The sequence below is a fragment of the Streptomyces sp. PsTaAH-137 genome, from assembly GCF_003259365.1.
Lineage (GTDB): Bacteria > Actinomycetota > Actinomycetes > Streptomycetales > Streptomycetaceae > Streptomyces.
This window is the reverse complement of the sequence record NZ_QLLY01000003.1, coordinates 113,371-125,016: the sequence shown is the minus strand read 5'-3', so window position 1 is coordinate 125,016 and position 11,646 is coordinate 113,371. Positions and strand designations below refer to the sequence as shown.

Annotated in this window: 10 protein-coding genes; 6 read left to right on the top strand and 4 right to left on the bottom strand. The window is 71.9% G+C overall.

The window, feature by feature from the left end; all coding sequences use genetic code 11:
* Positions 1-80 precede the first annotated feature (80 nt).
* Both K377_RS07020 and K377_RS07015 read left to right on the top strand, forming a co-directional pair.
* Positions 81-1,532 (top strand): NCS2 family permease, encoded by a 1,452-nt coding sequence (locus K377_RS07020; protein WP_111662300.1) that lies wholly within the window; start codon positions 81-83, stop codon positions 1,530-1,532.
* Between the two features lie 44 nt (positions 1,533-1,576).
* Positions 1,577-2,725 carry an XdhC/CoxI family protein gene (locus tag K377_RS07015; RefSeq protein ID WP_111662299.1) on the top strand — a complete coding sequence of 383 codons (1,149 nt, stop codon included), beginning with the start codon at positions 1,577-1,579 and terminating at the stop codon, positions 2,723-2,725.
* Positions 2,726-2,755: 30 nt separating this feature from the next.
* On the opposite strand, the gene K377_RS07010 is transcribed toward K377_RS07015, so the two are convergent.
* The 3 genes from K377_RS07010 to K377_RS07000 form a co-directional block, all read right to left on the bottom strand.
* A complete protein-coding gene (locus K377_RS07010; RefSeq protein WP_111662298.1) occupies positions 2,756-3,190 on the bottom strand; it encodes an SRPBCC family protein in 435 nt (144 codons plus the stop codon).
* Between the two features lie 35 nt (positions 3,191-3,225).
* Positions 3,226-4,011, bottom strand: a complete 786-nt coding sequence (locus K377_RS07005) for a polysaccharide deacetylase family protein (RefSeq protein WP_375605910.1) — start codon at positions 4,009-4,011, stop codon at positions 3,226-3,228.
* Positions 4,012-4,088: 77 nt separating this feature from the next.
* On the bottom strand, positions 4,089-7,145 hold the full coding sequence (locus K377_RS07000; protein WP_111662296.1) for a CIA30 family protein: 3,057 nt from the start codon (positions 7,143-7,145) through the stop codon (positions 4,089-4,091).
* 407 nt (positions 7,146-7,552) lie between these two features.
* On the opposite strand from K377_RS07000, the gene K377_RS06995 reads away from it, so the two are divergent.
* The 4 genes from K377_RS06995 (at position 7,553) to K377_RS06980 (ending at position 10,570) form a co-directional block, all read left to right on the top strand.
* Positions 7,553-9,151, top strand: coding sequence for a hypothetical protein (locus K377_RS06995; RefSeq protein WP_258394985.1), 1,599 nt, complete (start codon positions 7,553-7,555; stop codon positions 9,149-9,151).
* A gap of 79 nt (positions 9,152-9,230) precedes the next feature.
* Positions 9,231-9,731, top strand: a complete 501-nt coding sequence (crcB, locus tag K377_RS06990) for a fluoride efflux transporter CrcB (protein WP_111662295.1) — start codon at positions 9,231-9,233, stop codon at positions 9,729-9,731.
* Complete coding sequence (crcB, locus tag K377_RS06985; RefSeq protein WP_111662294.1) at positions 9,728-10,102, top strand: fluoride efflux transporter CrcB; 375 nt, start codon at positions 9,728-9,730, stop codon at positions 10,100-10,102. Before crcB (K377_RS06990) ends, crcB (K377_RS06985) begins: the two co-directional genes overlap by 4 nt.
* Before the next feature lie 93 nt (positions 10,103-10,195).
* Positions 10,196-10,570: a hypothetical protein gene (locus K377_RS06980; protein ID WP_146614703.1), complete on the top strand. Its 375-nt coding sequence runs from the start codon at positions 10,196-10,198 to the stop codon at positions 10,568-10,570.
* Here the strand turns inward: K377_RS06980 and K377_RS06975 are convergent.
* On the bottom strand, positions 10,498-11,544 hold the full coding sequence (locus K377_RS06975; protein WP_111662292.1) for a hypothetical protein: 1,047 nt from the start codon (positions 11,542-11,544) through the stop codon (positions 10,498-10,500). The genes K377_RS06980 and K377_RS06975 overlap by 73 nt on opposite strands.
* Positions 11,545-11,646 lie beyond the last annotated feature (102 nt).

Below are 11,646 nucleotides of genomic sequence, written 5' to 3'. Positions count from 1 at the left end.
GGGTCGTGCAGCCATCCCAAAACCCGCGCTCCGTCGTGATGTTCGCGGGTGCCCCTTTGAACCTTGGGAAACGAGGCACCATGACCCAGCAGTCCGTGGAGCCGAAGACCACCGCGGAGGACGCGGGCGCGGGAACGCGCCAGCCCTCCGGCCGGTCTTGGCTCGACCGCTACTTCCACATCTCCGAGCGAGGCTCGACGTTCGCGCGTGAGGTGCGCGGCGGCATCACCACCTTCATGGCGATGTGTTACATCCTCCTGCTCAACCCGCTGCTGCTCGGCGGCCCCGACGTGGACGGCAACAAGCTCAGCCACGCCGGACTGATCACGGCCACCGCGCTCGCCGCCGCCGTGTGCACCCTCCTGATGGGCTTCGTCGGCAAGGTCCCGCTCGCCCTCGCCGCGGGACTGTCCGTCTCCGGAGTCCTCGCCACCCAGGTGGCACCCAACATGACGTGGCCGCAGGCCATGGGCATGTGCGTGCTGTACGGCGTCGTGATCGTGCTGCTCGTCGTCACCGGGCTCCGCGAGATCATCATGAACGCGATACCGCTCGCCCTGAAGCACGGCATCACCATCGGCATCGGCATGTTCATCGCCCTGATCGGCCTGGTCAACGCCGGGTTCGTCGGCAAGGGCAACCCGGTCACCCTCGGTACCGGCGGTCAGCTCTCCGGCTGGCCCGTGCTGCTCTTCAGCGTCACCCTGCTGCTCATCTTCATGCTCCAGGCGCGCAACATCCCCGGCGCGATCCTGATCGGCATCGTCGTCGGCACCATCCTCGCCGTCATCGTCAACGCGGCCTTCGACCTCAGCCCCAAGGTCTGGGGCGGCAGCCCGCCCGAGCTGTCGGGCAGCGCCGTCTCCATGCCCGACTTCGGACTCTTCGGCCACGTCGAGTTCGGCGGCTGGGACTCCATCGGCGGCATGACCGTCGGCATGATCGTCTTCACCCTGGTGCTCGCCGGCTTCTTCGACGCGATGGCCACCATCATCGGCGTCGGCACCGAGGCCAAGCTCGCCGACGACAAGGGCCGCATGCCGGGCCTGTCCAAGGCGCTGTTCATCGACGGCGCGGGCGGCGCGATCGGCGGTGTGGCCGGCGCCTCCGGGCAGACCGTCTTCATCGAGTCGGCGACCGGCGTCGGCGAGGGCGCCCGCACGGGCCTGTCCTCGGTCGTCACCGGCCTGTTCTTCGCCCTCGGCCTGTTCTTCACGCCGCTCGCGCAGATCGTGCCCGGCCAGGTGGCCGCCGCCGCGCTCGTCGTCATCGGCGCCATGATGATGCAGAACGCCCGGCACGTGGACTGGTCCGACCGGGCCGTGGCCGTGCCGGTGTTCCTCACCGTCGCCCTGATGCCGTTCACCTACTCGATCACGGCCGGCGTCGGCGCCGGAGTCATCTCGTACACCGCGATCAAGGCCGCGCAGGGGAAGTTCCGCGAGATCGGCGCCTTCATGTGGGTGCTGACCCTCGTCTTCCTCGTCTACTTCGGCCTGCACCCCATCGAGAGCTGGCTGGGCGTCAAGTAGCGCCCGCCCGCCATCCACCGCGTATCCGTTAAGGAGACCGAGACATGCTGGACATCGCCGAAGAGCTCGACCGGTGGGTCGAGCAGGGACGCGACTTCGCCGTGGCCACCGTGGTGGCCGTCGGCGGCAGCGCGCCCCGGCAACCGGGAGCGGCGCTCGCCGTCGACAGCGAGGGCACCGCGATCGGCTCGGTCTCCGGCGGCTGCGTGGAGGGCGCGGTCTACGAACTGTGCCGACAGGCCCTGGAGGACGGCGAACCCGTCCTCGAACGGTTCGGCTACAGCGACGACGACGCGTTCGCCGTCGGGCTCACCTGCGGCGGCGTGATCGACATCCTCGTCACCCCGGTACGTGCCTCGGACGAGGCCCTCCGTGAGGTGGTCGGGTCCGCGCTCGCCGCCGCCGCACGGGGGACGGCGGCGGCGCTCGCCCGGATCGTGGCGGGCCCCGCCGAACTGATGGGCCGGGCACTGCTCGTCCGGCCCGACGGCTCGTACGAGGGCGGGTTCGGCGCCCATCCCGAGCTGGACCGCACCGTGGCGGCGGAGGCGACCGCGCACCTCGACGCCGGCCGCACCGCCACCCTGGAGATCGGTGAGCAGGGCTCGCGCTGCGGAGCACCGCTCACCCTGCTGATCGAGTCGTCCGTCCCGCCGCCCCGCATGATCGTGTTCGGCGCGATCGACTTCGCGTCGGCGCTGGTCCGGATGGGCAGGTTCCTCGGCTACCGCGTCACCGTGTGCGACGCCCGGCCCGTCTTCGCGACGGCCGCACGGTTCCCCGACGCCGACGAGATCGTCGTCGAGTGGCCGCACAAGTACCTGGCCCGCACCGAGGTCGACGGCCGCACCGTGCTGTGCGTCCTCACCCACGACGCGAAGTTCGACGTCCCGCTGCTGCAGCTCGCGCTGCGGCTCCCCGTCGCGTACATCGGAGCCATGGGCTCCCGCCGCACCCACCTGGCCCGCAACGAGCGCCTGCGGGACGTGGGCGTCAACGAACTCGAACTGTCCCGCCTGCGCTCACCCATCGGCCTCGACCTCGGCGCCCGCACCCCGGAGGAGGTGGCGGTCTCCATCGCCTCGGAGATCGTGGCCGCCCGGCGCGGCGGCAGCGGGGTCTCGCTCACCGGGGCGCACACACCGATCCATCACGAGGCGGGGGCCACGGCGCGGATCGGGTCGGTGGCCTGACGGGGGTGAGGGCTCGGCGGACGTAAGGCATCAGCCCCCGTCCCGCAGCAACCCCGCCACCGCCCGCCCGAACATCCACTGCCCGGCGGTCCTGAGCACCGGATCGGCCGCCTTCGGCAGCCCCCACACCGCCAGTTCCTCGCGCCATTCCACCCGGGACCCGCCGCCGTCGAGCGGCCGGACCTCGAACTCCGCCCAGCCGGTGACCACACGGCCGTGCTTCTCCAGGCGGCAGCGGTGCGGGGGCTCCCAGGCGACGACCTCCATCGGGTCGTCGAAGCCGATCCGGCGGGCGGTGCCGGTGCGGGCCACGAACACCGTGCCCGCGGCCGTCGGCGGCGGGGTGGTCACGGTGACCCGGGTCAGGGGCACGACATCGCCGTGCCGCTCCCAGTCGGTCAGCCGCAGCCAGGCCTCGTCGGGGCTGAGCGGGGTGTCGCGGACGATACGGATCCGGGCGGTCATACCGCGATGCTAGGCCCGCGGGACCGCCGGCGCCGTCAGGGCTTGTAGATCTTGCCCGGTTCGGCCTTGCCCGGCGCGAGGAGCTGGGGGACCGTCACGAAGACGTAGCCCTTCGCCTTGAGCCGGTCGATGATCGCGGGCACCGCGGGCACGGTGTTCTTGTAGATGTCGTGCAGCAGGATGATCGAGTCCCTGTGCGTCTGCGTCACGGCCCGCTCGGTGATCGTCCTCGACGGCGGCAGCGTGTAGTCCTTCGTCGTCACGTCCCACAGGACCTGCGCCAGACCCTCTTCCTCGGCCAGCTCGCTCACGTGGTCGTTGGTGCGACCCTGCGGCGGACGCATCAGCGTGGGGCGCTTGCCGGTGAGCTTCTCCACGGCGTCGTCGGTGCGCCTGAACTCGTCCCGGACCGCGTCGTCGTCGATGTCCGTGAGGATCTTGTGGTCCCAGGTGTGGCTGGCGAGTTCGTGTCCCTCGCGCGCCATCCGCTTCACCAGGTCGGGATGTTCGGCGATGTGGTTCTTGCCGAGCAGGAAGAAGGTCGCCGGGACCTTCTTCTCCTTGAGGATGTCGAGCAGCCGGGGGCTGTTCTCGCTGGGGCCCGCGTCGAAGGTGAGCGCGACGCACTTGGCTCGGCGGCAGTCGACCGTGCCGAAGGCGGCGGCGGGCTTCGCGTCGGCCGCGCGGGCGGCGCTCGGCTTGGACGTGTCGTACGTCGTGCAGCCGCTCAGGCCGACGGAGAGGGCTCCGGCGGCGGCGATGACGGCCGCCGTCCGGAACCCTCTTCGTATTTTCATCATCTTCTCATGTGCAGCAGGCATGGCGTGCACTATACACAGAGGTTGTACACCGAGTGTATAGCTGTCTGAGCTGCACGTTTACTGTCAGGTGACCTGGGTCACGCTCCCTTGTAGGCAGTGATCAGCTTCGCCAGCGCGCCCGCGTAGTCGCCGCTCAGCGCCAGGTGGTCGGCGTCCGCGAACGGCTTGGCCCACGCCTCCCGCACCGAGCCGCCCGCCTTCTCCTGGACGATCAGCCGCGCCGCGGTCACGAGCGCCTGTCCGGCCTTCGCGTCGCGCACGTGCCGTGCCGAGCCCGCGAGGGCCAGGAGCGTGCGCTCGCCCTTCCCCGACGCCTTCGTCAGCGTCGTCAGCCCGTAGCCGTAGGGGAACTGCGGATCGTACGAGGCGTCGCCCACGTTGATCGGCAGCTGGGACTCCGACTTCGGCCAGGTGACCGGGAGTTGACCGGTGAAGGGCTTCCTGCCGTAGAGCACGTCGGCGACGCCGTCGCCCTCCGTGCCGGGCAGCCAGGACGCCACGAGCCCGTCGATCTCGCCGAGCCGGTCGCCGATGAGCTGCGGCCGCCCCGACACCACGAGCACCACGCACTTCATCGCGCCGCAGACCTTGTCGACGGCCGCCTTGTCGGCTGCGGTCAGCTCCAGGTCGTTGCCGTTGCCGACATCGCCCATGCCCTCCGCGTACGGGGTCTCGCCGACCACGACCACGCCCACGTCGTAGCCTGCCGTCGGCGCCGAGGCGTCCTTCGAGTACGACACCGTGGCGCCCGGGGCGGCCTTCCGCATCGCCTGGAGGACGGTCGTCCCGTCGATGATGTTCCCGGACGCGCCCTGCCAGGTGATGGTCCAGCCGCCGGTCTGGTTGCCGATGTCGTCGGCGTTGGACCCGGCGACGTACACCTTCTGCGACTTCTTCAGCGGCAGCACGCCGCCGTCGTTCTTCAGGAGCACCTGCGACTCGGCCGCCGCCTGCCGGGCGACGGCGCGGTGCGCGGCGCTGCCGATCCGGTCGGCGTTCGCCGTGTTCGCGTACGGGTGCTCGAACAGGCCCAGCCTGAACTTCTGGGTCAGGATGCGCGACACGGCGTCGTCGATCCGCTTCCGCGAGACGTGGCCGGCCTCGACCTCGCCGACCAGGTCGTCACGGAACTCCTTGTAGGAGTACGGCGCCATGACCATGTCGACGCCCGCGTTCACGGACGTACGCACGTCGCTCTTGTAGTCGCCCGGGATCTGGTCGATGCCGTTGTAGTCGCTGATGACGAAGCCCTCGAAGCCCAGCTTGTCCTTCAGCTCGCCGTTGATCATCTTGGCGTCGCCGTGCATCTTGACCGGGCCCTCGCCGTCGCCGATGACGTCGAGCGACGAGTACGACGGCATCACCGTGCCGACACCCCGCTTCACCGCGTCGCCGAACGGCGCGAGGTGCACCGCCTCCAGCTCCTGCCGGGTCACGGTCGTGACGCCCTGGTCGATCGTGTACGAGCCCGTGGTCGACGAGCCGTACGCGGTGCCGCCGTCGCCGACGAAGTGCTTGGCGGTGGCCAGCACCTTGTCGTCACGGTCCAGGTCCGAGCCGTCGGCGCGGCCCTGGAAGCCCTGGATCATCGTCTCCATCTTCTTGACGAGCGCCGGGTCCTCGCCGAACGACTCGTAGGAGCGGCCCCAGCGCTCGTCGCGTGAGACGCACAGGCAGGGCGCGAAGTCCCACGGGACACCGGTCGCCCGCACCTCGGACGCGGTCACCGCGCCGGTCCTCTCGGCGAGCGCGGCGTCACGCGTCGCGCCGATGCCGATGTTGTGCGGCATGATCGTGGCGCCGGCCAGGTTGTTGTGCCCGTGCACCGCGTCCACGCCGTAGATCAGCGGGATCTGGAACCGGGTGGCCTGCGCCCGCAGTTGGAAGCCGTCGATCATCTTGGCCCAGGCCGCCGCGGTGTTCGGCGTCGGCGTCGAACCGCCGCCGGAGAGCAGCGAACCCAGGTCGTACGAGGACACGTCCCCGCCCGCGCCCACACCGCCCCGCTCGGCCTGCGTCATCTGACCGGCCTTCTCCGCGAGGGACATCCGGGAGACGAGGTCGGCGACCCGCTTCCTGACCGGAAGCTTGGCGTCGAGGTACGGCAGGCCGTGCGCGTCGACGACCACCTGGGGCGTCTCGGCGGGCGCCTTGGCGCCGGTCACGGTGAGCTTCAGCGGGATCGTCTCGGCGTTCTCCGCCTTCTCACGGTCCTTCGCCGTGGCGACTGTGACCGTCTTCGTCGCGCCGGACGCGGTGCCCGCCGGGAAGGTGACCGTGCCGCTGACGGGCGTGTAGTCCTTGCCCGCCGTCGCCGTGCCGCCCTCGGTGGCGTACGCGACGGTGACGTCGTCGGCGACCGGCACATTGCCCGTGGTCGTCACGGACAGCTTCACCTTCGCCGAGCCGCCCTCCTTCACCGGGTACACGGCGGCGTCCGTCGTCACCGACGCGCGCAGCGCCGGGTCGGCCTTGCCGTACAACTCCACGCCGTCCATGGCGAACTGCGATTTCGACCCGGTGGGCAGGGTGACCGCGTAGCCCCACATCTTGTCGAGACCGAGGACCTGGTCGATGCCGCCGACCGGCTGGTAGTCGGTGCGGTACGCGAACTGCGTGAACGGCAGCTCGATCTGCTTCCACCCGGAGAAGTCGTCGGTGAACTGCGTGTTCCACAGCTCGGACGCCTCGCCGTGCGCGCCGCCGTCCTTGATCTCGAAGGTGAGCTTGCGGCCGGAGCCGTCCCCGTACCACCAGAAGCGGATGCCGCGGTGCGCCGACCAGTCGTGGGCCGGCTGGTCGGCGGCGAAGTCATGGCTGAAACCGCCGTAACCGCTGATGTCGTACGACCCTTCGAGCACCTTGGCGCCCTCGGGTGCGTCCGTGCGCTCCTTCAGCTCCAGCTTCGGCGGATCGTCGCTGTCGCCGCCCCAGGTGAAGATGCCTTCCGCGGGCTGGTTGGCGAAGGGCACCTCGCCCTCGAAGCGGTCGACCGGCACGGGGGCCGGATCGTCCGCGGACGCGGCCGGTCCGGCGGTGGTCAGGGGCAGCAGTCCCGCGGCGAGCGCGGAGACGGCCAGCAGGACCGCCCGTCTTCTCCTGCTGTGACGGTGCGGGGATGTGACGTGACGCAAGATTCCCTCCCGATGGTCCCGATACGGGTGCTGGTGGTGCGTCTTGTGCGTCTGATGCTGCGCTGTGTGCCCGAGCGTCTTAATTCAAGAGTTGAGTTAATGGGGGCGACGTGAGGGCGTCAAGGCGTCGGAAAGTAAAGGGAGTTGGGGCGATCGGCCGGCCGTGCCCGATTGACAGGTGCGGCGTCCGACCGGATCGTTGCAGCAGGGGTGTGACACCTGACGGTTGGGGGACCGCGATGGGGTGGCCGGGGGACACGTCCGGGAATTCGGGGCGCGAAAGCGGAGCGGACGACGGCGGGAGCGCGGCGGGCGGGAGCGGGGAGGGCGGGAGTGCGGAAGGCGGCCGGTTCGGGCCGCCACCGCAGATGCCGCCGCCCGCGGTACCGCCCACGCCCGCGCCGGCGATGCCGCCCATGCCGCCGGGGCAGCCCCCGGCGCCGCCGGACTACGGCCCCACGCAGGTGCTGCGGTTCGGGCCGCCGCCGCCTCCGCCCGCGCCGCCGCCGGGGCCCGCCGATCCCGTCCGCGCCGTCGCCACCGGACTGCTCAACCTCTCGGGTCTCGGCCTCGGTTACGCCCTGCTGCGGCACTGGGCGCTCACCGCGCTCTGCCTCGCGGCGACCGCCGGGCTGCTGATCGTCGCGCTGCCCGCCGACCCCGACGGCGTGCCCCGCTGGGCCGTCGTCGGATACCTCGTCCTGCTGCTCGTCGCGGCGGCGGACGGCGCCCGCCGCGGCCTGCGCGCACCGGCCACCGCCCGGCGGATCAGACCGGCTGTCGCCCTCCTGCTCGGTGTGCTGCTGCTCGCCGTGCCCGCCGGGGGCGCGATCGGCTACGGGGCGCTGCGCGACGACGCCGTGGAGGCGATGCTGCTCGACCGCCTGGAGCGGACCGACGCCCTCGTCGCGCGGACCGCGGGCGAGGACTTCGCACAGGCCCGCCCCGACTACCGCACCGCTCTCGGCCGCTACCACGACCTCACCGAGAACCACCCGGGATCCCGGGCCGCGCACCAGGTCCACGACAGCCTCGTCACGTACTACCGGACCGTCGCCGCGCCCTACGCCGGCCACGACCACTGCGCGGCCGTCGCGCCCCTCGTCTACCTGCGGGACGTGCCCCGGTCCATCGACCGCGCCGTCCTCGGCGACCTGGCCGGCTGGCCCGACTCCCGGCTCGCCACCTCGCTGCTCGCCTGCGGCACCGGCAAGCTCGGCTCCGGCGAGAGCGACGGGCAGGGCGGCGAACTGGGTCAACTCCTGCGCACGTTCCCGGAGTCGAAGCAGGCCGCCGAGGTCGAGCCCGCCCTGCACGACGCCGTCGACAAGCGCGCCGGGGAACTCGACGGCGCCGAACCCTGCCGTGCCACCGACGCGCTGCGCAAGATCGGCGACACCGCGAAGCAACTGCCCGCGCCCGCCCCCGCTCATCTCGGCGGCGACGTCGACCGGGCCGTGCGCGACGGCGAGTACGCCTGTGGCATCGACCAGTTCAAGGACGAGAAGTTCAGTGAGGCGCGCACCACGCTGACCGGCTTCGCGGGCGACTACAAGAGCGACAAGCGGCGCGGCCGCGCCCGGCAGGTCGCGATCGCCGCCGAGATTGCCGAGCAGCGGCCCTCGGCGGGCCTGCGGCTGCCTCCGGCGCACTCCCCGGGCGGCTCCCGCATGGAGCTGGTGATCAGCAACGACGGCCCGGACCCCGTCGAGGTCCTCTACACCGGCCCGGTCACCGGACGCGTCACCATCCCCGGCTGCGGCTCCTGCCGGACGTACGCCAGCGAGTCCGCCGGGCGCAGCAAGGCGTGCCGGGCGAGCGGCACGTCGTACCCGCACACGACGCTCCGGCTGCCCGCGGGCCGGTACGACTTCCTGCACAAGCCCGGCAGCGGCGGCGCCGCGACGGCCAACAGCCGCGCCGCCGGCGGCACCATCGAGCCCGGATACACGTACACCCAGTGCAGTTTCGTGGTGAGCGGCGGGGGGCTCGGACAGAATCTGTGAGGGGCGGGCCGCGGCGGCGCGGGCGGGACCACCGGGATAGGCTCGGACCTCCCCGCCCGTGAAGAAGGCCCGCACCTTTATGCCGAACGAGCCCGTAGAGACGGCCCAGGCCGCCCCGGCCCGGCCCGTCGCCCGGCGCGCCGCGCCCTGGCGGGAACAGGGCCCGGTGATCGGGGTGGTCGCGGTCGGCGGCGCCGTCGGCGCCTGCGCCCGGTACGGCGCCGCGCTGCTGTGGCCCACGGCGAGCGGCGCCTTCCCGTGGACGACCCTGTGGGTGAACGTGGTCGGCTGCGCCGTGATGGGCGTCTTCATGGTCCTCATCACGGAGGTGTGGCAGGTGCACCGCCTGGTCCGCCCGTTCTTCGGCACCGGTGTCCTCGGCGGCTTCACCACCTTCTCGACGTACGCCGTGGACATCAGGACCCTGACCGACGGCGACGAGGCCCGCATCGCGCTCGGCTACCTGGCCCTGACCGTGTGCCTCGCCCTCACGGCGGTCTGGACGGCGACCCACCTGGCCCGCCGCGTGGTCGCCCGCGTCCGGCGCACCGGCGGAACCGACGGCGGGGGAGCGGCGTGAACTGGCTTCTGGTGATCGCGGGCGCCATGGTCGGCGCCCCGCTGCGCTATCTGACCGACCGCACGGTGCAGGCCCGGCACGACACGGTGTTCCCCTGGGGCACGTTCGCCGTGAACGTCGTCGGCTCGCTCATCCTCGGCCTGCTCACCGGCGCCGTCATGGCGGGCGCGGCCTCCTCCCACCTTCAGCTCCTCGTCGGCACGGGCCTGTGCGGGGCGCTGACGACGTACTCCACGTTCTCGTACGAGACCCTGCGCCTCGCGGAGACGGGCGTCCGCTTCTACGCGCTGGTCAACGTGGTCGGCAGCGTGCTCGGCGGCCTCGGCTCCGCGCTCGTCGGCGCGGCCGTCGCCCAGGCGATCTGGAACTGAGCGGGCGATTCACCCGACCGGCCGCCGCGGCCTGCCGGACCCCGGCGCCTCGGGTCTACTGCTGAAGGCGGCGGGGCGTCCCGCTACGCAGGCATGCCCCTACCGATACCCGAGGACGAGGTGGCCGTGATGGCAGCCCCGACGGCGCTCCCGGCGCACGAGCGGACCGACCCCGAACGCTTCTTCACCGCCTCCTGGCTGCGGGACCTGGAGGAGGCCGAGGACGCGGACGAGCCCGACCCGTACGACTCCGGGGAGTACGCCGACGACCCCGACGACGAGAGCGCCGCGGCCGAGGACCCCGAGGACTCCGACGAGCTCGTCGAGGACGGGGACCCCGACGAGCTCGACGGCTGCCACGGTTCCGCCGCGACGGCGCCGTTCCCCCGCTCGCGTCAGGAGCGCGTCGCGGTGTCGCACTCCCCGTTCCCGCCCCCGGAACTGTCCAGCGGCTCACTGCGGTCGTAGGGGTCGACGGCCTCGCCGCCGCCGTCCGAGTGCGCCCCGAAGTCGGGGTCGAGATAAGCGGTGTTCGTGCCACAGCCGGCGTTGGTCGCGTACTCGTAGAAGCTGCGCAGGGAGAACGTAGAGGGTGCCGGGGGCACTGAGGGCTCTGCCCCCTGCGCCGTCGCGGACTCCCAGGCGACCGTGATGTCGCGGCGCACGATGGTCCGCGTCACGTCCTGACCGTTGCCGTCGGCGCTGGTCACCGGGTACACGAACGTGACATCGGTGTGCACCTCCAGACCGCCGCCCGCGGCCTCCTCGTACGTCATCGTGCCCCGGACCTTGACGACATCGCCGACGAGCCGCGCCTTTTCCGGGTCGAAGCGGCTGAACAGCAGCGTCGGATCGTTCTTCGCCCCGGGCTTCGTGAACGCCTTCGCGAGGAAGGTGCGCATGTCGTCCTGGCGCGGGTCGATGTACGCGATCGCCGAGTTCGGCCGCTCGCCGCGCAGGACGTCGGGGTCGAGGTTCGCCGCCACGAAGAAGTCCCGCGTACGGTCCAGCAGCCGCGCCACCTGCGCCTTGCTCATCCGGCCGGTGGCGGCGGCCTCGGGCAGATCGAGCCCCGCCACGCCGTCCGCCCAGTCCGCGGCGGGCGATCCCCGGAACGGTTCCGCCGGCGTCGCGCGGGTCGGGTCGGTCGGGTCGTCACCGCCGAACCAGCCCTTGAGCGGGCCCGGGTACACCGCGACGCCGATCAGCGCGAGCGCGGCCAGCAGCCCGATCACGTACCAGTGCTTCCGCCGCCGCGGCGGCCGGTGCTCCCGCCAGCCCGAGGGCGGCCCCTGCTCCTCGCGCAGCCGCCAGGTCACCATGCGGGCGCGAGCCGACGGCTCCTTCGGCGCGTCCCGTACCCCCTCCGCCGACTCCCGCTGGAATCGCTCCCATTCCTCGTCCGAGACGGACGAGCCGTCCTGTTCCCCACCCGAGATCACGTTCTGTGCTCCTGACTTTCGCGGTACGGGACCCCGCCTCTCCCCAGGCCGGTCCCGCTCATCGTCGGCGCATGATCGCACAGGCCACGGACAGCCGCCGGT

What these genes read in the sequence shown, in the direction of transcription:
- K377_RS07020 (WP_111662300.1), top strand. Translation starts at nt 81, where the DNA reads ATGACCCAGCAGTCCGTGGAGCCGAAGACCACCGCGGAGGACGCGGGC.
- K377_RS07015 (WP_111662299.1), top strand. Translation starts at nt 1,577, where the DNA reads ATGCTGGACATCGCCGAAGAGCTCGACCGGTGGGTCGAGCAGGGACGC.
- K377_RS07010 (WP_111662298.1), bottom strand. Translation starts at nt 3,190, where the DNA reads ATGACCGCCCGGATCCGTATCGTCCGCGACACCCCGCTCAGCCCCGAC.
- K377_RS07005 (WP_375605910.1), bottom strand. Translation starts at nt 4,011, where the DNA reads ATGCCTGCTGCACATGAGAAGATGATGAAAATACGAAGAGGGTTCCGG.
- K377_RS06995 (WP_258394985.1), top strand. Translation starts at nt 7,553, where the DNA reads ATGCCGCCCATGCCGCCGGGGCAGCCCCCGGCGCCGCCGGACTACGGC.
- crcB (WP_111662295.1), top strand. Translation starts at nt 9,231, where the DNA reads ATGCCGAACGAGCCCGTAGAGACGGCCCAGGCCGCCCCGGCCCGGCCC.
- K377_RS06980 (WP_146614703.1), top strand. Translation starts at nt 10,196, where the DNA reads ATGCCCCTACCGATACCCGAGGACGAGGTGGCCGTGATGGCAGCCCCG.